25 protein-coding genes are annotated in these 23614 nt (G+C 75.5%); 10 read left to right on the top strand and 15 right to left on the bottom strand.

Going from position 1 to position 23614, the window contains the following annotated elements; translation table 11 throughout:
* The coding region (locus ACI784_RS06215; RefSeq protein ID WP_457012840.1) for a cold-shock protein at nt 1-703 on the top strand (703 nt) is incomplete at its 5' end.
* Nucleotides 704-751: 48 nt separating this feature from the next.
* Here ACI784_RS06215 and ACI784_RS06220 read toward each other — a convergent pair.
* The 6 genes from ACI784_RS06220 to ACI784_RS06245 form a co-directional block, all read right to left on the bottom strand.
* The gene (locus ACI784_RS06220; RefSeq protein ID WP_457012841.1) at nt 752-1798 is read right to left on the bottom strand and encodes a cytochrome d ubiquinol oxidase subunit II; all 1047 of its coding nucleotides are present in this window, start codon (nt 1796-1798) and stop codon (nt 752-754) included.
* The gene (locus ACI784_RS06225; RefSeq protein ID WP_457012842.1) at nt 1795-3180 is read right to left on the bottom strand and encodes a cytochrome ubiquinol oxidase subunit I; all 1386 of its coding nucleotides are present in this window, start codon (nt 3178-3180) and stop codon (nt 1795-1797) included. Before ACI784_RS06225 ends, ACI784_RS06220 begins: the two co-directional genes overlap by 4 nt.
* 201 nt (nt 3181-3381) lie before the next feature.
* Nucleotides 3382-3819, bottom strand: a complete 438-nt coding sequence (locus ACI784_RS06230) for a hypothetical protein (RefSeq protein WP_456923378.1) — start codon at nt 3817-3819, stop codon at nt 3382-3384.
* A 7-nt stretch (nt 3820-3826) separates the two neighbouring features.
* On the bottom strand, nt 3827-5086 hold the full coding sequence (locus ACI784_RS06235; RefSeq protein ID WP_456923379.1) for an FAD-dependent oxidoreductase: 1260 nt from the start codon (nt 5084-5086) through the stop codon (nt 3827-3829).
* Between the two features lie 62 nt (nt 5087-5148).
* Complete coding sequence (locus ACI784_RS06240) at nt 5149-6630, bottom strand: tannase/feruloyl esterase family alpha/beta hydrolase (protein ID WP_457012843.1); 1482 nt, start codon at nt 6628-6630, stop codon at nt 5149-5151.
* 61 nt (nt 6631-6691) lie between these two features.
* Nucleotides 6692-7150 carry a winged helix-turn-helix transcriptional regulator gene (locus tag ACI784_RS06245; protein ID WP_456923382.1) on the bottom strand — a complete coding sequence of 153 codons (459 nt, stop codon included), beginning with the start codon at nt 7148-7150 and terminating at the stop codon, nt 6692-6694.
* A gap of 85 nt (nt 7151-7235) precedes the next feature.
* Here ACI784_RS06245 and ACI784_RS06250 point away from each other — a divergent pair, with 85 nt between their 5' ends.
* Nucleotides 7236-7379: a hypothetical protein gene (locus ACI784_RS06250; RefSeq protein ID WP_456923383.1), complete on the top strand. Its 144-nt coding sequence runs from the start codon at nt 7236-7238 to the stop codon at nt 7377-7379.
* A 6-nt stretch (nt 7380-7385) separates the two neighbouring features.
* Here the strand turns inward: ACI784_RS06250 and mug are convergent, their stop codons facing one another.
* From mug to ACI784_RS06265, 3 genes are all read right to left on the bottom strand, one after another.
* Nucleotides 7386-7892 carry a G/U mismatch-specific DNA glycosylase gene (gene mug / locus ACI784_RS06255; protein ID WP_457012844.1) on the bottom strand — a complete coding sequence of 169 codons (507 nt, stop codon included), beginning with the start codon at nt 7890-7892 and terminating at the stop codon, nt 7386-7388.
* 60 nt (nt 7893-7952) lie between these two features.
* Complete coding sequence (locus tag ACI784_RS06260) at nt 7953-8162, bottom strand: hypothetical protein (protein ID WP_456923386.1); 210 nt, start codon at nt 8160-8162, stop codon at nt 7953-7955.
* 185 nt (nt 8163-8347) lie between these two features.
* Nucleotides 8348-8863 (bottom strand): hypothetical protein, encoded by a 516-nt coding sequence (locus tag ACI784_RS06265; protein WP_457012845.1) that lies wholly within the window; start codon nt 8861-8863, stop codon nt 8348-8350.
* Between the two features lie 224 nt (nt 8864-9087).
* Here ACI784_RS06265 and ACI784_RS06270 point away from each other — a divergent pair, with 224 nt between their 5' ends.
* Nucleotides 9088-9405 carry a mycothiol transferase gene (locus tag ACI784_RS06270; RefSeq protein ID WP_457012846.1) on the top strand — a complete coding sequence of 106 codons (318 nt, stop codon included), beginning with the start codon at nt 9088-9090 and terminating at the stop codon, nt 9403-9405.
* A 4-nt stretch (nt 9406-9409) separates the two neighbouring features.
* Nucleotides 9410-9658, top strand: coding sequence for a mycothiol transferase (locus ACI784_RS06275; RefSeq protein ID WP_457012847.1), 249 nt, complete (start codon nt 9410-9412; stop codon nt 9656-9658).
* A 114-nt stretch (nt 9659-9772) separates the two neighbouring features.
* Here ACI784_RS06275 and ACI784_RS06280 read toward each other — a convergent pair whose 3' ends face one another.
* Nucleotides 9773-10690 (bottom strand): YwqG family protein, encoded by a 918-nt coding sequence (locus ACI784_RS06280; RefSeq protein WP_456923390.1) that lies wholly within the window; start codon nt 10688-10690, stop codon nt 9773-9775.
* A gap of 199 nt (nt 10691-10889) precedes the next feature.
* Here ACI784_RS06280 and ACI784_RS06285 point away from each other — a divergent pair, with 199 nt between their 5' ends.
* On the top strand, nt 10890-11726 hold the full coding sequence (locus tag ACI784_RS06285; protein ID WP_456923391.1) for an alpha/beta hydrolase fold domain-containing protein: 837 nt from the start codon (nt 10890-10892) through the stop codon (nt 11724-11726).
* A gap of 13 nt (nt 11727-11739) precedes the next feature.
* On the opposite strand, the gene ACI784_RS06290 is transcribed toward ACI784_RS06285, so the two are convergent.
* A complete protein-coding gene (locus ACI784_RS06290; protein WP_456923392.1) occupies nt 11740-12837 on the bottom strand; it encodes a ScyD/ScyE family protein in 1098 nt (365 codons plus the stop codon).
* 259 nt (nt 12838-13096) lie between these two features.
* On the opposite strand from ACI784_RS06290, the gene ACI784_RS06295 reads away from it, so the two are divergent.
* From ACI784_RS06295 to ACI784_RS06310, 4 genes are read left to right on the top strand one after another with little or no spacing between them, the layout of a single operon-like run.
* Nucleotides 13097-14191, top strand: a complete 1095-nt coding sequence (locus tag ACI784_RS06295) for an LLM class flavin-dependent oxidoreductase (protein WP_456923393.1) — start codon at nt 13097-13099, stop codon at nt 14189-14191.
* Nucleotides 14188-15957, top strand: a complete 1770-nt coding sequence (locus ACI784_RS06300) for a sigma-54-dependent Fis family transcriptional regulator (protein WP_457012848.1) — start codon at nt 14188-14190, stop codon at nt 15955-15957. The genes ACI784_RS06295 and ACI784_RS06300 overlap by 4 nt, the downstream gene beginning before the upstream one ends.
* 20 nt (nt 15958-15977) lie before the next feature.
* Nucleotides 15978-16796 carry an SDR family NAD(P)-dependent oxidoreductase gene (locus ACI784_RS06305; RefSeq protein ID WP_457012849.1) on the top strand — a complete coding sequence of 273 codons (819 nt, stop codon included), beginning with the start codon at nt 15978-15980 and terminating at the stop codon, nt 16794-16796.
* 19 nt (nt 16797-16815) lie between these two features.
* A complete protein-coding gene (locus tag ACI784_RS06310) occupies nt 16816-18378 on the top strand; it encodes a hypothetical protein (RefSeq protein ID WP_457012850.1) in 1563 nt (520 codons plus the stop codon).
* On the opposite strand, the gene ACI784_RS06315 is transcribed toward ACI784_RS06310, so the two are convergent.
* The 4 genes from ACI784_RS06315 to ACI784_RS06330 form a co-directional block, all read right to left on the bottom strand.
* Nucleotides 18354-19295 carry a ribonuclease Z gene (locus ACI784_RS06315; protein ID WP_456923397.1) on the bottom strand — a complete coding sequence of 314 codons (942 nt, stop codon included), beginning with the start codon at nt 19293-19295 and terminating at the stop codon, nt 18354-18356. The genes ACI784_RS06310 and ACI784_RS06315 overlap by 25 nt on opposite strands.
* Nucleotides 19296-19330: 35 nt before the next feature.
* Entirely contained in the window at nt 19331-20449 is a 1119-nt protein-coding gene (locus ACI784_RS06320; protein ID WP_457012851.1) for an NDMA-dependent alcohol dehydrogenase, read from the bottom strand.
* 147 nt (nt 20450-20596) lie between these two features.
* The gene (locus ACI784_RS06325) at nt 20597-21619 is read right to left on the bottom strand and encodes an ABC transporter substrate-binding protein (protein ID WP_457012852.1); all 1023 of its coding nucleotides are present in this window, start codon (nt 21617-21619) and stop codon (nt 20597-20599) included.
* 188 nt (nt 21620-21807) lie between these two features.
* Nucleotides 21808-22338, bottom strand: coding sequence for a MarR family winged helix-turn-helix transcriptional regulator (locus ACI784_RS06330; RefSeq protein WP_457012853.1), 531 nt, complete (start codon nt 22336-22338; stop codon nt 21808-21810).
* Between the two features lie 409 nt (nt 22339-22747).
* Between ACI784_RS06330 and ACI784_RS06335 the strand changes: the two genes are divergently transcribed.
* On the top strand, nt 22748-23599 hold the full coding sequence (locus tag ACI784_RS06335) for an SDR family NAD(P)-dependent oxidoreductase (protein ID WP_456923403.1): 852 nt from the start codon (nt 22748-22750) through the stop codon (nt 23597-23599).
* The last annotated feature ends 15 nt before the right edge of the window (nt 23600-23614 follow it).

Genomic DNA, 23614 nt, shown 5'->3' on the forward strand with positions numbered 1-23614 from the left:
GTTCTATTGCGAGACAAGCCTGGGGCAGCGGGCCCCGCCGGCGGAAGGGGTCCGCCGGGGCGGTGGGGCGCGGGCCGGCCGCGGCGGGTCCCGCGGCCGCGACCGGGAGGGCAGCCGTGACCGCGACGGCGGCCGGGACCGCGGCCGGCCGTCGTCCCGGGGCGGGGGCCGCAGCACCGGCACGGTGTCGTGGTTCAACGCCGAGAAGGGCTTCGGCTTCATCACCCCCGACGACGGCAGCGCCGACGTCTTCGTGCACTTCTCCGCGATCGCCGACACCGGGGGCTACCGCAGCCTCGACGAGGGCCAGCGGGTCGAGTACGAGGCGACCCAGGGGCAGCGCGGCCCGCAGGCCGAGGACGTCCGCCCCGAGGGCGGGAGCGGCGGCGGGCGCGGCCGCGACACCGGGTACCGCGACTCCGGGTACCGCGACTCGGGCTACCGCGACTCCGGCCCGCGCGGCGGCGGGGCTCCCCGTGGCGGCGGTGGCGGAGGCAGCAGCACCGGCACGGTCAAGTGGTTCAACGCCGAGAAGGGCTTCGGGTTCATCGAGCCCGACGACGGCGGCCCCGACGTCTTCGTGCACTTCTCCGCGATCGCCGACCAGGGCGGTTACCGCAGCCTCGACGAGGGCCAGCGGGTGCAGTACGAGGCCAGCCCCGGCCAGCGCGGCCCCCAGGCCGACTCCGTCCAGGGCATCTGACACCCGGCCCGGCGCGGCGGTCCCGACCCCCGCGCCGGGCCGCCCGCCTCAGCCGGGCGGCGCCTCGGCCGGGCGCCCCGCCGCGGGTGCCGCCGCGCCCTGCGGTGGCGCGCGCTGGAAGAGGACGTAGAGGTACACCAGCGCCGGGAGCAGGAGCAGCGAGCCGCCCAGGAGCGCCACCAGCACCGCGACGAGGGTGGCCCGCCCGCCGGCGGCCTCCTCGATGGTCAGGTCGGGGACGAGCACGTACGGGTACTGGGCCACGGCCCAGCCGACGAGGATCGCGGTGACCGCCAGCGCCGACGCCGCCCGGGCCGGCACGTACCGCCGGGTGGCGAGCAGGCCCAGCGCGGCCAGCCCCGCGGCGACCGACAGCGCCACCACCGGCAGGGCCCGGCCGGTCAGCCCCTCGAACAGCAGCGGCGCGTCGGCCCGCAGCACGAACAGCCCCGCGATGCCGGCCGCGCCGGTCACGGCGGCCGTACCCAGGGCGCGGGTCCGGAACTGCGAGGCCAGCTCGTCGGCCCCCTCGCGCCGGGCGTCCGCGCAGAGGAAGACCGCCGCCAGGTAGGCGCAGACCAGCACCGCCAGCACGCCGCCGAGCGCGGACGTCGGGTTCACCCAGCTGGTGAGGACGTCGCCGGCCGCGATGCCCGGCGGCACCCGCCCGGAGGCCACCCCGCCCACGACCGCCCCGAGGAAGTACGGCGTGGCCAGCGACGACAGCGCGAAGCACGCCCCGAGGAAGCGGCGCAGGCCGAGGGTGCTCACGCTCTTGCGGAAGGCGAACGCCGCGCCGCGGGCGATCATCCCGAACGCGGCGAGGGTCAGCGGGATGTAGAGGGTGGTCACCACCGCGGCGAACGCCCCGGGGAACGCCGTCCACAGGACGACGAGCACGAAGATCAGCCAGACGTGGTTGGCCTCCCAGATCGGGGCGATCGAGCGCTCGATCAGGCCCCGCTGCGGGCCGCCGCGCCGGGTGCCGCCGGCCAGCAGGTCCCAGATGCCGGCCCCGAAGTCCGCACCACCGAAGATCCCGTAGGCGATCAGGCCGACGAACATGACGCTGAGCACCGCGTCGGCCAGCGTCATCGCACCGCCATCTCGCCGGCGTCCCGGTCCGGCGGCGGGGCGTCGCGCTCCTGCGGGGCCGGGGTGGCGGAGCTGCGTGCCAGGCGGCGCAGCACCACGACGGTGAACGCGGTGAGCAGCACGTAGACGACGACCACGGCGTAGAAGCCGAGGTAGAGGCCGGGCGCCGGGCTGACGGCGTCGGCGGTGCGCAGGATGCCGTACACCGTCCACGGCTGGCGGCCCACCTCGGTGGTGACCCAGCCGGCCTCCATGGCGACGATCGCGGCGACGCCGGAGACCGCCACCGCGCGGAGGAACCACGGGGTGCCGGGCAGGCGCCGGCGCCGCCACCACACGAGGCCGAACCACAGGGCCAGCAGCAGCAGCGCCGTGCCGAGGCCGACCATCACGTCGAAGGCCAGGTGGACCACGTTGACCGGGGGCCGCTGGTCGGGCGGGAACTCCGCCAGGCCGGTCACCACGCCGTCCGGGTCGTGGTGGATGAGCAGCGACAGCCCGTTGGGGATCTCCACCGCGTAGCGCATCTCGCCGTCGACGAAGACGCCGCCGATGGACAGGGGCGCCCCGGCGGTGGTCTCGACCAGCCCCTCCATCGCGGCCAGCTTGGCCGGCTGGTTCTCGGCGACGGTCTGGGCGATCCAGTCCCCCACGACCACTTGCACGGGCGCGGCCACGGCCGCGAACGCCAGCGGGAGCAGGAGCCCGGCGCGGTGCCGGGCGTCGCGCCGGCCGCGCAGCATGCCGACGGCGTAGACCGACGCGACGGTGAAGCCGGTGACCATGTAGGCGGCCAGCAGCATGTGCACCACCTGGGGCCAGGTGGACGGCCCGAACATGGCCGCCCACGGCCGCGCGTCGACCACCCGGCCCGCGTCGTCGAGCCGGAACCCGGTCGGGTTGTTCATCCACGCGTTGGCGGCGACGACGAAGAACGCCCCGGCCATGCCCGAGACGACCATCGGGAGTGCGCTCGCCATGTGCGCCCGGGGCGGCAGCCGGTCCCAGCCGAACAGGTAGACGCCCACGAAGATCGCCTCGATGAAGAAGGCGAACCCCTCCAGCACGAACGGGAACCCGTAGACCTCGCCGAACCGGTCCATCAGACCCGGCCACAGGATGCCCATCTCGAACGACAGCAGGGTGCCCGACACCGCGCCGGCGGCGAACAGCACGCCCATCGCCTTCGCCCACGTCCGGGCCAGGCCGCTCAGGACGGCGTCCCCGCGCCGGTGCCCCAGCCACTCGGCGACGACGGTGATCAGCGGGAACGCGACCCCGAAGCAGGCGAAGACGATGTGCCAGCCCAGCGACAGGGCCATCTGCATGCGCGCGGGGTAGAGGTTCTCGGCCGCATCGGCCAGCAGTACCGAGGGATCCACGACGCGGCTCCGCTCTGGGCGTCCCGGGTCTAGCGTCGGGTGATGACGATGCCACCGCCCCCGGCGCCGCAGCCACCCTCGCCGTCACCGTCGCCGATGGACCCCGTGTCCCCGCCCGGCCCCGCCCCGGTGCCGCAGCCGGGCCCCACCGACCCCACGGCGCCCCCACCGGAGCAGCCGCCGCCGGTCTGAGCAGGGTCGTCAGGGGCCGCGGTCACCGGTCCCCGGTCGGACCGGCAGCCGGAACGCCAGGACGGCGAGCGCCACCGCGGCCAGCGACACCAGGCTCAGCGTGACCGTCTGCAGAACCTCGTCGCTGGTCGACTCGAGCACGTGCACGTGCTGCTGGTGGTACAGCTGGTGCGGCAGGTAGGCCACGACGGCGGCCAGACCGGTGGCCCGGGCCAGCCAGACACCGCCGGTCAGCAGGGCCACCAGCGCCACGACGCCCACGGCGAGGTTGCCCTGCCCGACGTCGCGCAGCAGGTGCTCGTTGTACGGGCCGTCCACGTCGACCCAGTGCCGCCCGAAGCCGGGGAAGTCGCGGAAGAAGGACGCCGGGGCGAGCGCCTGCCACGCGCCGACGGTGAGGCCGAAGACGGCGAACCAGGCCAGCAGGCCGGTGACCGTGCGGCGCACCGGGCGTTCAGCCGTTCGCCGCGCGCGCCACCGCGGACCGGCCCCGGGCCGCCGCGGGGGCGTGCTCGGGCAGCACGCCGATCCCGATGACGCGGGCCGGCAGGCCCTGCAGCACCGGGTGGCGGGCGAGCACCCGCAGCACGCGGGGCGTGCCGACCGCACGGTCGCCGGCCAGCACCCGGCTCAGGAAGCGGGTCTGGATCTGCCGCTGCAGGAACTGGGTGACGACGGTCGGGAGCAGCCGCCGCCGCCGCACCCGGGCGAGGTCCCGCGGCCGGACCGCGCCGCTGCGCAGGGGGCCGGCCAGCAGGCGGGCCGCCGCGGCGGCGTCCTGGACGGCGAGGTTGATGCCGACGCCGCCGATCGGGGACATCGCGTGCGCGGCGTCCCCGACGATCAGCAGCCCGGGCCGGTGCCAGCGCCGCAGCCGGTCCACCCGCACGGTGAGCACCCGGACGTCGTCCCACCCGCCCAGCGCGGCCACCGCGGCGGGCATCGCCGGCAGCAGGCGCGCGAGGTCGGCGCGGAACGACTCGAACCCGGCCGCCTGCAGCCGGGCGTAGCCGCCCTTGGGCACGAGGTACGCCGACTGCCAGTAGTCCCCGCGGTCCAGGAGGATCAGCAGCCGGCCGCGGGTGACCCGGCCGGCCCCGCCGAACTGCGGGCCCCCGTCGCCGGGGAGCTTCGGCAGCCGGGTCCACAGCACGTCCATGGGTGCGCCGAACTCGCGCAGCCGCAGGCCGGCGGCCGCGCGCACGGTCGAGTGCCGGCCGTCGGCGGCCACGGTCAGCGTCGCGCGGACCTCGTGCTCCGCCCCGTCCGGGGTCCGGTACCGGACGCCGCGCACCGCGCCGTCCTCGACCAGCAGGCCGACCACCTCGGCGTCCATGCGCAGGCCGAAGGACGGCAGCTCCCGCGCGCGGTCGGCGAGGAAGTCCAGCAGGTCCCACTGCGGCACGAAGGCCACGAAGGGGAACCGACCGGGCAGCCGGCCGAAGTCGGCGAGGACGAACGTGCCGTCGTCGGTGGTCACCCCGAGCCGGGTGACCTCCTGGTGGGGTAGCCGCAGGAACTCGTCGGCCAGGCCCAGCTCGTCGAGCAGCCGCAGCGTCGAGGGGTGGACGGTGTCACCGCGGAAGTCGCGCAGGAAGTCGCCGTGCTTCTCCAGCACGACGACGTCGACCCCCTGCCGGGCCAGCAGCAGGCCGAGCACCATCCCCGCCGGGCCGCCACCGGCGATGCAGCAGGTCACGGACTCGACGGCCATCGCGGCCTCCCCTCGCCCCGACCAGCGTCGACCAGTGACCGCGGCCGGGGCAAGGGAGTTCGTCAGCGGCCGGGCGGCAGGACCAGTCGGGTGCCCTCGGCGCGGGTGAAGCTGGCCGCGTCGTCCGGGTCACCCTCGCCGGTCCAGCGGGCCACCCCGGGGTAGGCGTAGACCGGGCGGGTCTGGGTGACCTCGCCGTCCTCCGCCGTCCGGACGGCGCGGATCTCCTCCGGGGCGGTGCCCTGCTCGACCCACGCGACCAGCGCCTCGAACTGCCCGGTCGGCTGCGGCCCGGCCCCGCCGCCGCAGTGCCCCACGCCGGGGGCGAGGAAGAGCCGGAGGAACTCGTCGGTGCGCTCGTCACCCATCCGCGCCCGGACCCGCTCGTGGTAGTCGACGGTGCCCTGGAACGGGATGCCGAAGTCGGCCGCGCCGTGCCACAGCAGGGCCTTGCCGCCGCGGTCGGCGAACGCCGACAGGTCGGGGTCGTCGGCGGCGAGGACGGCGGAGTACATCTCCACCGACCGGTCGAAGTAGGCCTCGAACGCGTCGTGCGTGAGCGTGCGCCAGTCCCAGGCCGGGTCCTGCTCGAGGAACAGGCCGATCCACCACAGGTCGAAGACGAACGGCTGCCCGACGAGCTCGCCGTCGACGACCGCGGTGTCGTGCAGCCCGGCGAACGGGGCGCCCGGCGCCAGCCCGTACCAGAGGAACCCACCGTCCCGGCGGCGCGGGCCCTCGCCGATCCGCCGGATGACCTCCACCTCGGCGGCGGTCAGCTCGCCGTCCGGGGTGGGCAGCCCGACGAGCGCGTCGAGGTCCGGACGGGCGGCCAGCGGGTCCCCCACCACGCGGTCACGGACGCCGTCGCCGACGGGGTCGCACTGCTCGACGATCGCGTCCAGCGCGGCGGCGAACTTGGCCGCCGACACGAAGGTGCCCGACTCCAGCATCACCAGCTGGCCCCAGATCTGGCCGACCTGCATCCGCGGCCAGTTGATGGCGGGCGCGCCCGAGAGGACGCCGTCGTAGTCACCCGGGTACCGCTGGGCCTCCATCAGCCCCTGCCGGCCGCCGGTCGAGCAGCCGTTGAAGTACGAGTACGCCGGCGCCTCGCCGTAGTAGGCGGTGACGACGGCCTTGGCCGCGACCGTCATGTCGTGGATGCCGAGGTGGCCGAAGTCCCGGATCGCCTGCCAGTCCAGCCGCCCGCGGGCGTCGAGGGCGAAGGACGCGGTGCCGTCGGCGTGCCCGGCGTCGGTCGCGGCGCACGCGTAGCCGGCCCGCAGCGGGTCCAGCAGGAACTCCGGCGAGCCGCCGAGGAAACCGCCCCCGCCGACGCCCTGGAACCGCCCGTTCCAGGCCTCGGCGGGCAGGTGCACCCAGACGGTCACGCGGTCACCGGCCGGCGGGTGCGTGACGGTCAGCTGCACGCGGCAGGACGCGGGCGTCGTCGCGTCGCCCGGGTGGTCGACCACCGAGTCGACGGTCGTGTTCGGGAGCGACAGCGAGGCGAGACGGCGAGGGTCCCCAGAGGCCGGCATGCCCTCGACCCTGGCAGCGGGCGGTGACCGGCGTCACGCCGGCTTCCGCCCGCGGGAACGGTCAGCCGGCCGGCACCCGCGGCACGGGCCGCACCTCGCGGGCACCGGCCAGCTCGTGCCCGGCCTCGCAGACCAGGGCCAGGTGCACCGGCTCGCCGCAGTCGCGGTGCCGCAGCTCCAGCGGGGTCTCGCCGTCCTCGGCGAGGTACCGGTCGCCCCACTCCATCAGCGCGACCAGCGTCGGGTAGAGGTCGACGCCCTTCTGGGTCAGCCGGTACTCGTGGCGCTGCCGCTCCCCCTCGGCCTGGTACGGCACCCGGTGCAGCACGCCCTGGGCCACCAGCGTGGCCAGCCGGTCGGTGAGCACCGCCCGCGGGGCGCCGAGCACCCGCTGGAAGTCGGCGAACCGGCGCACGCCGAGGAACGCCTCGCGCAGCACCAGCAGGCTCCACTTCTCCCCGACGACGGCCAGTGTGCCGGCGACCGAGCACCGGGACCGGTCCCACACGGCTTCGCTCACGGTCTCAGCGTACCCAGCTGAGTTCACTTGACGAACCTCTTCGAGCGGAGCAGAGTTCACTTCGCAGACTCAGGAGGTGGACGTCATGTCCCGACTGCTCACCCGGCTCTCCGCACACCGCCGGACCCGGGCCCGCCTGCGCGAGGAGCGCGCCTTCGCCCGCGCGCTCGGCACCGCCCCGACGACGGAGTCCGCGCACGAGCTGCGCTCGCTGGCCACCCGCTGCTGACGCCGCTCAGGCCGGCGGCCGCAGCTGCCGGTAGATGCGCGCGAGGTCGGGCAGCTGGTGGTGGGCGTTGAGCCCGCTCGGGTTCGGCACCACCCACGTCACCGCTCCCCCGAGCCGCTCCTCCTGGCGACCGGCGACCGCCCGCGGCCGGCCGAACGCCTGCCGCCACGCGGTGATGCCCAGGACGGCGAGCACCCGCGGCCGGTGCCGGGACACGAGCTCGGCCAGCGCCACCGCGCCCTCCCGCAGCTCCTCGGGAGTCAGCTCGGCGGCGGCACGGGAGGGCCGGTCGACCAGGTTGGTCACGCCCAGCCCGTAGCGGAGCAGCTCGCCGTCCTCCTCCGGCCTCAGCCGCCGCGGCGTCAGCCCCGCCAGGTGCAGCGCCGGCCAGAACCGGTTGCCGGGACGGGCGAAGTGGTGCCCGCGCGCCGCCGACACCAGCGAGGGGTTGATGCCGCAGAACAGGACGTCGAGGTCGTCGGCCACCACGTCGGGCAGCGGCTTGGCCGGCACCCGGCGGAGCCTAGGTCTCGTCGGGCGACCACGCGCGCCGCGGCTGGTGCCGGCGTCCCCCTACGGCGACACGGATCGCTCAGGGCTCGCGGGGTGTCGCCTCCGCCGGCGTCGCGCCAGGACCAGGAGCAGTTCGGCGACCATCGACCCCACGAGGACGACGGCCGCCCAGAGCCACTCGCCCTGAGCCAGCACGGTGACCGCGCCGATGGTGCCCGCCACGCCGAGCAGGAGCGTGGGCCGGTCGACGGACGCCTGGGGCCGGGTCACGCCGGCCATGGTCTCCCGAGATCACTGCCGCAAGCCGCCGTCAGACACCTGAACGGGTGGCAGCCGTCCCCGCGGGAACGCGGAGCAAGGCCGGTCGCTTGACGACGTTCCCGCGGGAACGTCGTCAGCCCCGGGCCTCGGCGCCAGGGGGGTGGGCCTACGCCGAACCGTCCGAGATCGGGCCCCTACGGACTACCGGCTCCGTGGTCCGCGCCGGAGTCGTCCTGCGCATCCTTTCTGCGGCCAGCGGACCGCGCCCTCCGCGCGCGGTGGAGGGCCACGACCGCAAGGGAGATCTGGAGGAGCCCGATGGGCGAGACGAACCCTCCCCAGAGCGGAGACCGTCCAGGGAAGACCACGCCGCGCTTCCATCCAGCCGCCGCCGGGGACAGCGTCAGGTAGAGGAGGCCCGCGATCGCGGCCCGACGCGGGATGCGCTCGCGCCTCCATCGCCGCCACTGCGCTGGTCGCCGGCGGAAGTAGTGGGCGATCCCCAAGGCGACGAGCCCGTTGCCCAGGTTCATCAAGCCCGGGCCGGCCGACACCCCCGACCGGCCGCGCAGGCGACGCACGATCGGGACAGCGACTTCTGCGGGCGTGCCGAACAGCGAGACCGCTCCCACCGCTACGACGTAGGGCTTGATCTCGTCGAGGACAGCGGCCGTCGACGGATCGAGCGGTGCACGCTCTCCCTGCGACACGGCCCGACCGTAACGGCTGGAACGAGCCGCGCGACCGACTGCGGCCTCGGAGGCAACCGCGCCCTGGGGCCGCTTCGCGGCCAGCCGGCCCGGTGTCCCTGAGCGGCCCACCCAGGGACACATGCGATGCCAGATGACCAGTCGCAGAGCGGAGCATGGCTGGGCCCCGACCCAGACGGGTCCGTGTGTCTCGGAACTCGGCCGGGCCGACTAGCCTCCGCTTCGTGACCGATCCGGCGGACGTGCAGACGTGGTCAGGACCCCCGCTCGCTGGCGACGAGACCACGACACTGCTTGGTTCTCTGGAACGCCAGCGCGCCACCTTCGCGTGGAAGACCGGAGGCCTGGACACCGCGGGCATGCGGAGGACTGTCGGCGCGTCGGCGATGACTCTGGGCGGGTTGTTGAAGCACCTGGCCTTCGTGGAGGCACTGACCTTCTCCACCAAGTTGCTCGGCCGCAGCCCGGGGGTCCCGTGGGAGACGGTCGACTGGGACGCGGACCCCGACTGGATCTGGCGCACTGCCGGAGGACACCCCTGAGGAGTTGCACGCCCTGTGGCAGGACGCGGTGGTCCGCTCGCGGGCTGCGGTCGCGGAGGCGCTGGAGGACGGCGGCTTGGATCGCATGGGCTCGGGGTGGCCGGACGGTGAGGTGGCCAGCCTGCGTCGTCTCCTGATCGACCTGATCGAGGAGTACGCACGGCACGTCGGCCATGCGGACCTCATCCGCGAGTCGGTGGACGGCCTCGTCGGGGAGGACCCGCCAGCCGGACGCCCGCACGCTGTCGTGTGAGGGCACAGGCCATGGACCGCCGCCCTGGCCCGTGAGGTCCCAGACGGCGACCCTGAAGCCGCCCTCACGGCGAGCCGGCCGGTGTCCCAGAGCCGCCCACTCAGATCTCCGCCTTCAGTCGGTGCGGGTGATGCACCACGCTCGGTCGAAGCGTCGCGCGACCAGGTCGCTGTCCCGCATCCACACCTCCAGGGCGGCGGCGTCTCCGAACCAGCCGCTAAGGTGGGTCCACGACTCGATGTCCAGCACGAGCCGGTAGCCGTCGCCCTCCTGGACGGGCAGCACCTCGCGCAGGATCCGCAGAGCCGGCGCGGTCGAGTTCTGGCTGTACCCGTAGACATGGGTCACCGTCGTGGGCGGTGCCTCACGTGACTGAGTCCGCTGGTACGTCCAGGCCCGCTGGAACTCCTCGGCGACGTGCGCCGCGGCCCGGTTCTGCCCGCGATCGGTGAGGAAGTCCCCCGACGGTCGACTGCTCCAGCCGGGGAGCAGCATCCCCGCCTGGCAGGCGTCCGTCGGCGTGTCGAGGTCGGCGGGCGGTTCGGCGAGACCCGGCCGCTGCGGCTCGGGCACCCAGCGCACCAGCCAGCCACCCGCGTCCCCGTCGGTCGCCTCCCAGCCGTAGGTGTCGACCAGGTCGTGGAACACCTCCAGGTAGCCCTCGGTGGGTAGTCCCTCGCGAGGCTCTGGCCAGGCCGCCTTGCCTTCCTCCTCGGCCGCGGCCCAGGCCTCGTACAGCGACACCGAGGCCACGTGCGCCAGCGGCCTGCCGTCCGGTCGGCGCGGCCACTCGTCCAGCGGCAGCAGCGCCGGCCCGCCGAGCCAGGAGACCCACCCGCCCCACCGCCACTCCCGAGCCAACCCGGCCCGACCCGGACGGAAGCCCTGCTCGGTGAACACCGGGGACCAGGTGATGTCCCGGGCGAGGGCCGTCGTGTCGAAGGGCAGGCCCGCAAGCCACTCGTCGACCGCCAGCCACGACATGTTGATCGGGGCGAAGTCGTCGTCCGGAGGATGCCATCTGCGGGCCACGCCGCTCATCATCGCGACGTCTTCCCGCCGGTGGCCCACAGGCCGCCTTCAGGACGAGGCCCGTGTGCGGCCCGGTGCCCTCGACGCCCCGGCTCCGCATGGCCCCAGGCGTCTGCCTCCGATGCTCCGGCCCCGCCCCCGGAGCCACCGGCGGACCCGGCAGACTGGCCGGACCCCGTCCCCTCCTCCCGGGAGCGCCATGTCCACGACCGCCGTGTCCGTCACCCGCGACCTCGTCTACGCGCGGCCCGGCGGCGTCCCGCTGCACCTGGACCTGTACGTCCCGGCCACTCCGGAGCCGGCGCCGGTCGTGGTCTACCTGCACGGCGGCGGCTGGCTGCGCGGGTCGCGCACGGACCGGGCCGCCGAGCGGCTGCAGCCGGTGGCCGCGGCCGGGGTGGCGGTCGCCGCGGTCCAGTACCGGCTCAGCGGGCAGGCCACCTTCCCGGCCCCGCTGGACGACGTCCGTGGGGCCGTGCGGTGGCTGCGGGCCGAGGGCGCCCGGTTCGGGGTCGACGCGACCCGCGTCGGCGCGTGGGGAGCCTCCGCCGGCGGGCACCTGGCTGCGCTCGCCGCGCTGTGCGCCGACGCCCGGGACGCCGAGCTCGGCGACAGCTCGGTGCAGGCGGCGGTGACCTGGTTCGCCACCACCGACCTGCTCGCGCGCGCGACCGACGTCCCGGAGGGGCCGCTGCCGCCGTTCGTCACCGGGCCACCCCTGGAGCCGTCCTTCGAGGCCCGGCTGCTGGGGCTGCGGAACACCTCCGACGACCCGGAGCTCGCCCGGGCCGCCAGCCCGCTGACCCACGTGCGGGCCGGCGCCCCGCCGTTCCTCGTCGTCCACGGGGACTCCGACGGCCTGGTGCCGGCCACGCACAGCCGCCGGCTGGTGTCGGCGCTGCGCGCGGCCGGGGTGCCGACGTCGTTCCACCTGCTCGGCGGGGCCAACCACGAGGACCCCGCCTTCGACAGCCCCGCCGGCCTGGGTGCGGTGAGCGGCTTCCTCCGCGCCGCCCTGACGAGCCCGCCGCAGTAGGGCCGCCGGCCGGCTACCCGGCGGCCTCGAAGCTGTCGTCGCCCACGCGGACGACCTCACCGCGTCCGGCCAGGCCGACGAAGCCGGCGACGCTCCACGCCGAGGCGTAGAGGGTGCCGTCCTCGACCAGCAGCCCGCTCGGCATCGTCACCTGGGAGTAGGTGCGCTCGCCGTCGGTGTCGACGCGGACCACCCGGCCGACCGTCGCAGGGTCGAAGCCCGGTCCCGGCATCCCCGCGGGCATGCCCTCGAGCAGCTCGGCGACGTAGACGTTGCCGTCGCGGTCGACGGCCACACCCGCCGCGGACGTGAAGTCCTCCAGCACGTCGACGACGTCCCCGTCGGAGTCGAGCACGTACACCCGCGCCGCACCGGCCGCCTCGCCGCCCAGTGTGCTCACGTAGACGCGCCCGTCCGGGCCGCGCGCCAGACCGGTGGGGACGGGGTCGCAGCCCACCGTGCCGGGGTTGTTCGCCGCGTTCTCGCAAGCCGGGACGTCGGTCACCACCGGCGGCACGAAGAACGTGCTGACCTCGCCGGTCTCCCGGTCCACCGACAGGACGTCGTTGGCCCCGGCGTCGGCGACCAGCACCCGCCCGCGCTGGGCGAGCACGGCGAACGGGTTGGACAGCGAGTCCACCGGCGCGCCGTCGACGTACTGCGTCTGGCCGTCGGGGTTGTGCTCCAGCTCGTAGGCCAGCGTGTCCACGGTGCTCACGATCGTGCCGTCGGTGTCGGTGATCACCAGTCCCGGGCCGCCCTGCCCCACCGGCGGGGGCTCGGCCGGCGGCGGCACCCCGACCTCGGGCGGGCCGGGCTCCCCCACCGCGATGTAGATGCGGTCGCGCCGCTCGGCCACGCCCTGCGGGTTGACCAGCCCGGTCACCACGGCCTCGACCGCGCCGGTCTCCGTGTCGACCGACGACACCTCGCCGGTGCCGGACTCCGCGACGAGCAGGCGCCCGGCCCCGTGGTCGGCCACCGCGCGGGGCCCCTCCAGCCCGCCCGCCACGGTCTCGATCCCGCCCTCCTGCGCACCGGCCACGCCGGCCTGGGCGGCCAGCAGCGCCACGGCGGCGGCGCCGACGACGGCGCTCCGACAGGTCCTCATGGGTCCCCCTCACACTCGTGGGCGCAGGGGACGGTAGGCGCGCGGCCGGGCGCGACGGAACGGCGCGTTCCGCGAAGGCGCTGTTCAGGGCGCGTGGCGTCGCCGCTGGTAGTCGCACCGGTCGAGCGGGGTCCGCGCAGGACGTCGAACCCCGCGGTCTCAAACTGAGACGATGCGCCGGCCGATCTCCCCTACCGTCGCCCGGGGATGACCCGCGTCACACGGCGGCGGGCGACCGGACGACCAGGAGGCGGACGCAGTGCAGCTGGGCATCGGGATCAACCTCGGCTTCGGGAAGCTCGACCCCGACGTCACGGACCAGGAGATGTACGCCGGCGAGGTCGACCTCGCCGTCCGGGCCGAGGCGCTCGGCTACGACGCCGTCTGGGCCGTCGAGCACCACTTCGAGGACTACTCGCTCTGCCCGGACAACCTGCTGCTCCTGGCCAACGTCGCCGGCCGCACCCAGCACATCAAGCTGGGGACCGGCGCGGTCATCGTGCCCTGGAACGACCCGCTGCGCGTGGCCGAGAAGGCTCTCATGCTCGACACCCTCTCCGGCGGGCGGCTGCTGCTGGGCCTGGGCCGCGGCCTGTCCCGCAAGGAGTACGTGCCCTTCCGCATCCCGCTGGACGAGACCCGCGACCGCTTCGACGAGGCCGCCCCGATGATCTTCGAGGCGCTGGAGACCGGCGTCATCGAGGGCGACGGGCCCTTCTACCCGCAGCCGCGCGCCGAGCTGCGCCCCCGGCCGCGCGCCTCCTTCCGCGGCCGCCGCTACGTCGTCGCGGGCTCGCCGGACTCGCTGGTCATGGCCGCGGAGCTGGAGGCGCAGATGATGTCGTTCATCGTCCGGCCGGTGCCCGCGCTCATGCCGAACTTCACCACCTACCGCGAGCTGTTCGAGGCCGAGCACGGCCGGGTGGCCCCGCCGATCTCGCTGAACGTCAACATGTACTGCCACGAGGACGACGAACTGGGGCGCGAGCGCCACTTCCGGTACGTGAACCGCTTCTTCCTGTCCAACGTCGACCACTACGAGATGGCCGGCACGCACTTCGCCACCACCAAGGGCCACGAGCGCTACGCCGAGAGCGCGGCGTACTTCCGCGAGATCGGCGTGGAGAAGGCGGCCGACGACTACGCGGCGACCGCGCTGTGGGGCAGCCCCGAGCGGATCCTCGGCCAGATCGAGGAGATCCGCGACGTCCTCGGCGACTACGAGCTGGTCGTCGCGCCGTGCTTCGGCGGCATGCCCTACGACCAGGCGCAGGCGAGCCTGGAGCTGTTCGCCCGCGAGGTCATGCCCAAGGCCCGCGGGATGCGGCGCGCACCGGAGGTCGCGGCCGCGTGACGACGGCGTCCTCCTCCGCCGGCGGTCCGCGGGTGCCGCGGACCGCCGCGGAGTGGGACGCCGTCCGCGCGGCCAAGGAGGACCTCCTGGCCCGCGACCCGTTCACGCTGCGCCCCGCGGACGCCCCCGGGGTGCGCCCCGAGGTGGTCCGGTCGTGGCGCCGCTCGCTGCTGGCCGGTGTCGACCCGGCCGCCACCCGGTTCCCGGTCGACGAGGGCCCCGCCCCCGGCACCCGCCTGGCGGCGGTGGCCCAGCCGATCCTCGACCGGCTGGCCGACCAGATCTCCGACCTGGGCTCGTGGGGGTTCCTCACCGACCGCGCCTGCCGGCTGCTCACCACCGTCGTCGGGGAGCTCCCGCCGCCGGGCCGTTTCCAGGAGATGGACCTCCGGCCGGGCACCGTCTTCGCGGAGGACGTCATCGGCACCAACGGCCTCGGCTGCGCGCACGAGGAGCAGCGGCCGTTCCTCATCTCCGGCACCGAGCACTTCCGCACCGACAGCGAGGTGCTCACCACGACCGGCGTGATCATCCGCGACCCGTTCACGCGGCGGTACGTGGGCACGCTCGGGGTGCACTGCCGCCGGGAGTACGCCTCGGCCGCCGTCCTGCCCCTGGTCGTGGAGATCGGCCGCTCCATCGAGGCACAGCTGCTGGCCAGCCGCAGCGACGGCGAGCGGGAGTTCTTCGACGCCTACCTGCGCGTCGCCCGCCGCAGCCGGGGTGCCGTCGTCGGGGTGACCTCGCGGCTGTGCGTGGTCGGCACCCGCGCCCGCGAGCTCGTGCACGAGGCCGACGAGGAGCTGCTGCGCCGCCTCGCCGAGGAGACCGGCCCGGGCGGCCGCACCGTGCGGCGCCGGCTGGCCGGCGGGACGACCGTCGAGGTGTCGGTGCTGCCGGTGGAGCAGCCGCGCGGGGAGTACGCCGCCGTCCTGGTCCTGGAGCCGGTCGGGGAGCAGCCGGAGCGGGTCCCCGACGGCCTGCCCCGGACGGCGGCACCGGCCGACGTCCCCGGCCGGCTGGCCCGGGCACTCGCCGCCGGCACACCGGTGCTGCTCACCGGGGAGCGCGGGACCGGCAAGCGGCACGCCGCGCGGACGGCGTTGCGCGCGGCCGGCGGCGACACGGTCGAGCTCGACGGCGCCCTGGCCGCCCTGGACCCCGACGCCTGGCTGCGCGCGCTGGTCGCCGCGGTGGACGGCGGCCGGCCGGTGCTGCTCGGCCACGTCCCGGATCTGCCCGCCGCGCTGGCCCCCAGCGTCGCCGACCTGGTCGCGCGGGCGCGCGGCCCCCTCGTCGGCACCGCCCCCGAGGACCGCGGGGCCGGCGCGGTGCGGCTGCGCGAGGCGTTCCCCGTCGTCCTGCCCGTCCCGCCGCTGCGCGAGCGGCCCGGCGAGCTGCCCGGGCTGTGCCGCGACCTCCTCGCCTCCCTCGCCGAGCGGGACGGCGGGCCGGCGACGCTGGCGCCCCGGGTCGAGGCGGCCCTGCTCGCCGGCGACTGGCCGGGCAACGTCCGCCAGCTGCTCCAGGTGCTGGCCACCGCCCGGGTGCGCGCGGCCGGGCCGGAGATCGGCCTGGAGGACCTGCCCGCCCACCACCGCCGCGCGCCGGCCGGGCGGCCGCTCGGCGAGCTCGAGCGGCTGGAGCGCCAGGCCCTCGCCGTGGCCCTGCGCGAGGCCGGCGGCGACCGCAACGCCGTCGCCGCCCGGCTCGGGATCTCCCGGGCCACCGTCTACCGCAAGCTCAAGCGCTACCAGCTGCACTGACCCCGAGGGAAGGACGACGTGTGACCCGCACCGTGGAGTTCGCCGGCACGACCGCCGTGGTGACCGGAGGCGCCTCCGGCATCGGCCGCGGCCTGGCCCGGGCGTTCCTCGACGCCGGTTGCTCGGTGGTGATCGCCGACGTCGAGGAGGCCGCGCTGGCCGCCACGGCCCGCGAGCTGGGGGTGCTCGGCGTCCGCACCGACGTGACCGACCCCGACAGCGTCGCCGCTCTGGCCGACCGGGCCGTGGCGGAGTACGGCGAGGTGCACGTGGTGTGCAACAACGCCGGGGTGGGGCCGTTCGGGCCGGTGTCCGGGCTGGGCCTCGACGACTGGCGATGGGTGCTCGACGTCAACCTGTACGGGGTCGTGCACGGCATCCAGGCGTTCCTGCCGGTGCTGGAGCGCAACCCCGACTGGGGGCAGGTCGTCAACACGTCGTCCCTGTCGGTGCTGGTCACGCCGCCGAACGTGGCGCCCTACGTGGCCAGCAAGGCGGCTGTCCTCGGCATCAGCGAGGTGCTGGCCGGCGAGCTGGCCGCCGCCGGCTCCCGCGTCGGGGTCACCGCCCTGCTGCCCGGCGCGGTGCACAGCAACATCAAGACCAGCCTGCGGACCCGGCCGGCCACCGGGGACAGCGGCCTGTACGACGTCGACCTCGAGGAGACCGGCCGGCTGCGGTTCATCGAGCCCGAGGAGGTGGGGGCGATGGTGGTCGAGGCCGTCCGCGCGAACGACCTCTACGTGGTGACCCACGGGGAGTTCCGCGACCAGGCCGCCGGGCGCGCCGCCCGGGTGCAGGCCGCCTTCCCGCCGGCGCCGGTGCCCGCCGCGGGCTGACCCCGCCAGACTGGACGGCGTGCGGGAGGACGACGACGCGGCGTTCGCCCGGTTCGTCGCCGCGCGGCGGCCGGCGCTGCTGGCCGACGCGCTGCGGCTGACCGGCGACGCCCGCCGCGCGGAGGAGGCCGTCCAGGTCGCACTGACCCGCGTCCGGCTGCGCTGGGGCCGCGGCGACCCGTCGGCGACCGCGGCGGCGGCCGTGGCCGCCGCCGGGGACGGGCAGGTGCTGCAGTCCCTCGACGCGCTCCCGCCGGAGGACGTCGCGTGGCGGCTGGACGCCGGTGCCGCGGTGGCCGACGTCCGCCGCCGGGTCCGCCGCACCCGCCGCTGGCGGGCCGGGGCCGGGATCGCGGTGCTCGCCGCCGCGGCGCTCGCGATCCCCGTGGCCGTGCCCGGCGACGCGCCCACGCCCCCGCCGGTCGAGCAGGAGGTCGCCGTCCTGACCGGGCCGACCCGCGGGTCGCTGGCCGGCGACCGCGCCTTCATCGACGCCGTCCGGCGGGCCGGCTGGGGTCCGGTCGCGGCCGCCCCGGTGGCCGAGCGCACGGTCGTGCTCGCCACCGACACCCCCGCCGGCCGGGTGGTGCTGGTGACCGGCACCGTCGACGAGGACCTGCGCGGGGTGTGGCTGACCGGCCCGGTGGGGGCCGGGCCCGCGCAGCTGCAGCTGTCGGTCCCCCGCCGGCCGCTGGGCCCGCAGCGGCCGGCGTCGCTGCTGCTCGGCGGGCCGGGCACGGCCACCCTCGTGGTCGTCGCCGGCCGCGGCGACGCGGTCGAGGTCTCCCCGCGGCTGCAGGTCGGCCCGCGCGGCACGGTGGGCCGGGTCTACGAGCCGATCCCCGCACCCGAGGGCGTGGCGGTGACCGCCGTGCCGACGACGTCGGCCGGCAGCGGGGCCAGCATCCGAGTGCTCCGCGGCGGCGGGGTGGTCGACCGTGCCGCGCCCGGGCTCGACCTCGCGGTACGCGCCCCCGCCCCGCCGCCGCCGGTGCTGGCGCCCCTGCGTCCGGTCGAGACCCTGCCGGCGCCGCGGGCGGTCGCCGAGGCGCTCACCGAGCTGGCCGTCCCGCTCGGCGTCGAGCCCGGGGACCTGCTGCCGGACCTGCTGTGGTCGGGGGCGCTCCCCCTGGAGGGCGTGCCGGGGTCGGTGGCGGTCGTGGTGGCCCGCAGCCCGGGCGGCGGGCTGGTCGTGACGACGTGGGCCGCGCAGGTGGGCCCCACCGGCAGCGGGCGGGCGGTGCCGTGCGGCGCCTCGACCCCGCCGGGCACCGCCTCGGTCGCCGGGCTGGTGGTCGCCCGCGTCTGCGACCTCTCCGCACCCGAGACCGAGCCGTCGGACGCCGGCCGGTGGCTCGTGGTCACCGCTCCCCTGGACGCCGCAGCCGCCGCCGTCCTCGACGACCGGGGCGGGGTGGTCGCCACCGTGCCCCTGACCGGCGGGAGCGCGGTCGTCCCGCTGCCCGAGGCCGCCGACACCGTGCGCACGCTGGACGCCGGGGGCCGGGCGGTGACGGAGGTGCCGGTGGCCGCGGCGCCGCTCTTCCCCTTCGGCGACTACGGCAGCGGCCCGGTGCGGTGAGCGTCGACCCGCGGCGGCACGGGCACCGTCTGCAGGTCGGCGGCGACCACCAGGTCGCCGCCGAACACCGCGGCCGCCTCCTCCCGGAACCGCTGGGGGTCGCGGTAGCGCTGGGAGAAGTGGGTGAGCACCAGCGTCCGGACCCCGCACCCGGCCGCGACGGTGGCGGCCTGCCGGGCGGTCAGGTGCCCGTAGGCGGTGGCCAGCTCGGCGTCCTCCTCCAGGAAGGTGGACTCGACGACCAGCAGGTCCACGCCCTCGGCCAGGGCCCGGACGGCGTCGCACAGCCGGGTGTCCATCACGAAGGCGAACCGCTGACCGGGGCGGGGGGCGCTGACGTCCTCCAGCCGCACGGTCCGGCCGCCGACGTCGAGGGCGCCGGCCCGCTGCAGCCGGCCGACGTCCGGACCGGAGATCCCGGCGGCGGCCAGCGCCTCGGGCAGCATCCGGCGGCCGTCGGGCTCGACCAGCCGGTAGCCGAACGCCTCGACCGGGTGGTCGAGGCGTCGGGCCGACAGCGTCCAGGACTCCCCCACCGCCACCGGCCCGTCGGCGGTCAGCGGCTCCTCGCGCAGGTCGAGGACGTCGTGGAACACCGACGCGGCCCGCAGCCGGGCGAAGTACTCCGCGCCGGACGCCGGGAAGTGCGCGGGCACCGGGTGCGGCACGCGGTCCAGGCTCATCCGCTGGACGACGCCCGGGAGGCCCAGGCAGTGGTCGCCGTGGAAGTGCGTGAGGCAGATCCGGGTGACCGCGCTGCTGGGGACGCCGGCCATCAGCAGCTGCCGCTGCGTGCCCTCCCCCGGGTCGAACAGCAGGCCCTCGCCGTCCCACCGCAGCAGGTAGCCGTTGTGGTTGCGCTCCCGGGTCGGCGCCTGGCTGGCCGTGCCGAGGACCACCAGCTCGCGGGCCGTCACGGCGGCGACGCTATCGCCGCCGGACGGCGCGCCGCTCAGCTGTCGTGCAGGACGACCCCGCGGACGATCTTCCCCTCGTCGAGGTCCTGGTAGCCCTGGTTGATCTCGTCGAGGGTGTACCGGCGGGTGATCAGCTCCTCCAGCTTCAGCCGGCCCGCGCGGTAGAGGTCGAGCAGCCGCGGGATGTCGTACAGCGGGTTGCTCATGCCGAAGATGTGGCCCTGGATGTTGCGCTGGTAGCCGACCACCGCGCCGTTGGCCCGCAGCCGGATCTGCTCGTCGTCCTGCCGGCCGACGGAGGTGACCGTGACCTGGCCGCCCTTGCCGACGATCCCCGCGGCCGCGGCCACGACGTCGGAGGTGAGGACGCCGACGGTGCAGATGGCGTGGTCGGCGAGCTGGCCGCGGGTCATGTCGACGACCGCCTCGCGCGCCTGGTCGGCGTCGGCGAACACGTGGGTGGCGCCGAACTCCAGCGCCTTCTCCCGCTTGAACGCCACCGGGTCGACGACGACGAGGTTCTTCGCCCCGGCGTAGGCCGCGCCCTGGACGGCGTTCATGCCGACCCCACCGGCGCCGAAGACGACCACGGTGTCCCCGGCCCGGACCTTGGCCACGTTGACCGAGGAGCCCCAGCCGGTGGGGACGCCGCAGCCGACCAGCGCCGCGACCTCGAAGGGGATGTCCTCGTCGATCCGGACGCAGGAGGCCTGGTCGACCACGGCGCGCTGGCTGAACGTGCCGAGCATGCAGAACCCGCCGAGGTCGTTGCCCTCGTCGTCGTGGAACCGGAAGGTGCCGTCGCCGAGCTTGCCGGTGGCCATCTCGGCACCGCGGTCGCACAGGTTCTGCCGGCCGGTCGAGCAGTACCGGCAGACGCCGCAGGCCGGGATGAAGGAGCAGACGACGTGGTCGCCGACGGCCACGCGGGTGACCCGCTCACCGACCGCCTCCACGACCCCGGCGCCCTCGTGGCCGCCGACCATCGGCAGCCGGGCGACGCTGTCCCCGGTGCGCAGGTGCTCGTCGGAGTGGCACATGCCGGAGGCGACGAAGCGGATGCGGACCTCGTCGGCCTGCGGCTCGTCGAGCTCCAGCTCGGTGACCACCCAGGGCTTGCCGGGCTCCCGGATGATCGCGGCGCGTGTCCTCATGTCAGTCCACTCCTGGTCTCGCCGGCTCCGGCCGGCGTGGTGTGCGTCACTTCCGGCCCCAGCGTGCGGGCGCCGCCGCACGCCGGGAAGGCCGCTGTCCACGGAGTGGAAGGACGGGTGCGCCCGTCCTCCCAGCCCGCCCCGGCCTCAGCCGCCCGGCGTCCAGACGACCTCGTCGAGCTTCGGCGCCTCGTCGACGATGCCGTACTCCAGCGCGGCGTCGGCCAGGCTCTGCAGCTCGTCGGGCGCCAGGGTCGGCTTGAACTCCGGCAGCCCCATCCGCTCGATCAGCGCCGGGTCGATCTGCGTGTAGTTCGGCAGCTGGGCGCGGATCTCGTCGGGGTGCTCGGAGGCGTACTGCTGCGAGGCCTCGATGGCCGCCTGGATGCGCTCGTACAGGTCGGGGTCCTCGGCGATGGCCTGCTCGGTGGCGAAGTAGGCCGAGGCGGCGATCTGCTCGCCCGGCGCCAGGTCGTCGTAGGGGTTGGCGATGACCCGCGCCCCGTTGTCGGCGGCCATGCTGCAGAACGGCTCGGCGCAGACGAAGGCGTCGATGTCGCCCGAGGCGAGCGCGGTGACCTGGTCGGGGAAGGACATCTCGGCCAGCTGGACGGCGTTCGGGTCGCCCCCGGCCGCCGCGACCGACACCTTCGCCAGCGTCTCGGAGAGGTTGTTGAGCGTGTTGACGCCGACCGTGCGGCCCACCAGGTCGGCGGCGTCCTGGATGGCGGGGTCGATGGCCATCAGCATGTTGATGCCGAAGTCGGCCTCGCCGGTGCTGGCCGCTGACGGCGCGATGATCGTCAGCGGCAGCCCCTGCTCGCGGGCCTGCATGACCGAGATGACGTTGCTGAACGCGAAGTCGTACTCGCCGCTGACCACCGACGGCACCAGCGCGGCGCCGCCCTGGCCGGTGTTGAAGTGCAGCGTCAGGCCCTGCTCCTCGAAGAAGCCCTGCTCCTGCCCGAGGTAGAGGACCGCCACGTCGGTGACCGGGATGACGCCGACCTCGACGGTGACCGGCTCGGCCGTGGCCGACCCGGACGCCGCCGGCGCGGAGGGCGCCGCCTCGTCCTCGCCACCGCCACACGCGGCCAGCACCAGGGGGACGGTCGCGAGCAGTGCCAGGGCCGGGTTCGGCCGGACTCGGCGGCGCGGGAGGTGGCGCATCGTGCCTCGCTCTCGAGGGAGCACGGAGGTTCGCGGTCGGGCACAACGTGCTGTGCACCACAGCCACTGTCAAGTGGTTGCGGGCCCAACCGGGTCGACCGAGGCGCGGACGGCGTTCGCCTGCGGGCACACCTCCAGTCGGCGTTGCCTCCGCAACCGGGCGAGAGCGCCGAGGTCCGGGCGCCCGGTCAGCTGGTGGTCGAGGCCAGGGTGGGTGGGCCGTCGTCCAGCCCGCGCTCCAGGCCCGCCGCGGCGCCCTCCCCCGACGCCAGCCGGGGGTCGTAGGCGGCCAGCGCGGGCAGGTTGGCGTTGATCCGGCGCAGCAGACCGAGCAGCTGCTCGACCTCCTCGTCGCTCAGCCCGGCCAGCAGCAGCTCCTCCCGCTCGAGCGCCACCGGGACGACGTCCTTGTACAGGCGGGCGCCGTCACCGGTCAGGTACAGCCGCCGGAATCCCGGCGAGGTCTCCACCGTCACCAGCTTCGCGGCCACCAGCGACTTCACGCTGCGGCTGATGACCGACTTGTCGATCTTCGTGACGTTGCTGATCTCCTGGGCGGTGATGCCGGGGTCCATGCCGATGCAGGAGACCACCCGCCAGTCGTTCATCCCGACGCCGAAGTTCCGCAGGTACACCTGGGAGCCCGACGTGGTGATGGTGCTGGCGATGACCGTGATGTAGGCGGGCACGTACCGGTCGACGTCGATGGTGTGGGGCATGGGGCGTCGCCGCACGTGCTCGGTCACGTCCCCGGTGCCCCCTCTGCTGTCTCCGCACCCCGGACCTGCGGGGTCTCGGCATGGTGGTGGAACGCCCCGGTCCGCGGGCCGGCACCGGAACGGGAGCGTCCTCGCGCCTCACGCCGACACCAACGTGGCGGGGGTCACGTCGGCTGTCAAGACGAAGTTGCCCCGTCAACCTGGATCGTCCCCGCACTGCCGACCGGAACCCCGCCTTGACGACGCCCACCACCCCCGACACAGTTGCGCGGACAACGGGCGGGCTCGCGGCCCGGTCGCGCGGCGCCGCAGGCCGTGGTGTTCGGTGACGACGGACACGCGACCGCGGAACCGCCGCTCTCCGGCGTGCGCCGTGGATCGCCGGGGGCAGACGGAGGGGTGCCACGACGTGGAGCGGGGAGACGTGGTCGCGGCCGGCCGGGTCGCGGTGGTGACCGGCGCGGCCAGCGGCATCGGGCTGGGCCTGGCCCGGCGGTTCGCCGCCGAGGGCATGCGCGTGGTGATGGCCGACGTCGAGGGGCCGGCGCTCGAGTCGGCGGCCGCCGACGTCGCCGGCTCCGGAGTCCCGGTGCTCCCGGTGCTCACCGACGTCGCCGACGCGGCCTCGGTCGAAGCGCTGCGGGACGCCGCCCTGTCCACGTTCGGCGCGGTGCACCTGGTCTGCAACAACGCCGGCGTCGGCGGCTCCCAGGACCCGCTGTGGGAGGTCCCGCTCGGCGACCTCGAGTGGGTGTTCGGCGTCAACCTGTGGGGCGTGGTGCACGGCATCCGGGCGTTCCTGCCGGTGCTCCAGCAGCAGGACGCCGGGCACATCGTGAACACCAGCTCGGTCTTCGGCCTGTTCGCCGGCTCCCTGGGCGCCTACGGCGCCTCCAAGCACGCGGTCGTGGCGCTCACCGAGTCGCTGCACTTCCAGCTGCGGGAGGCCGGCTCGCACGTCGGCGTCACGCTGCTGTGCCCGAGCGCCGTCCGCACCAACTTCGACAACTCCTCGCGCAACCGGCCGGCGTCCGCGGGCCCGGCGACCGACACCGGGGCGGTGACGCGCGCGGCCCGCGCCGAGCTGCACGCGCGGTCGGCGCCGGCGCGGGAGCCCGAGGAGGTGGCCGAGCTGGTGGTGGACGCCGTCCGCACCGGCCGCTTCTACGTGCTCACCAACGCCGCCCGGGACGCCGCCATCCGCGGACGGGCCGAGGAGGTCATCGCCGGCGGGCCGCCCACTCCCCCGCTGTCCTGGTGACGCCGCTGTCCCGGT

The sequence above is a fragment of the Geodermatophilus sp. SYSU D01186 genome (assembly GCF_054050215.1).

Excerpts from the sequence above, each read along its gene's own strand:
- ACI784_RS06250 (WP_456923383.1), top strand. The coding sequence starts at position 7,236 with ATGTCCCGACTGCTCACCCGGCTCTCCGCACACCGCCGGACCCGGGCC.
- ACI784_RS06290 (WP_456923392.1), bottom strand. The coding sequence starts at position 12,837 with ATGAGGACCTGTCGGAGCGCCGTCGTCGGCGCCGCCGCCGTGGCGCTG.
- ACI784_RS06320 (WP_457012851.1), bottom strand. The coding sequence starts at position 20,449 with ATGAGGACACGCGCCGCGATCATCCGGGAGCCCGGCAAGCCCTGGGTG.
- ACI784_RS06325 (WP_457012852.1), bottom strand. The coding sequence starts at position 21,619 with ATGCGCCACCTCCCGCGCCGCCGAGTCCGGCCGAACCCGGCCCTGGCA.
- ACI784_RS06285 (WP_456923391.1), top strand. The coding sequence starts at position 10,890 with ATGTCCACGACCGCCGTGTCCGTCACCCGCGACCTCGTCTACGCGCGG.
- ACI784_RS06235 (WP_456923379.1), bottom strand. The coding sequence starts at position 5,086 with ATGGCCGTCGAGTCCGTGACCTGCTGCATCGCCGGTGGCGGCCCGGCG.
- ACI784_RS06240 (WP_457012843.1), bottom strand. The coding sequence starts at position 6,630 with ATGCCGGCCTCTGGGGACCCTCGCCGTCTCGCCTCGCTGTCGCTCCCG.
- ACI784_RS06220 (WP_457012841.1), bottom strand. The coding sequence starts at position 1,798 with ATGACGCTGGCCGACGCGGTGCTCAGCGTCATGTTCGTCGGCCTGATC.
- ACI784_RS06330 (WP_457012853.1), bottom strand. The coding sequence starts at position 22,338 with ATGCCCCACACCATCGACGTCGACCGGTACGTGCCCGCCTACATCACG.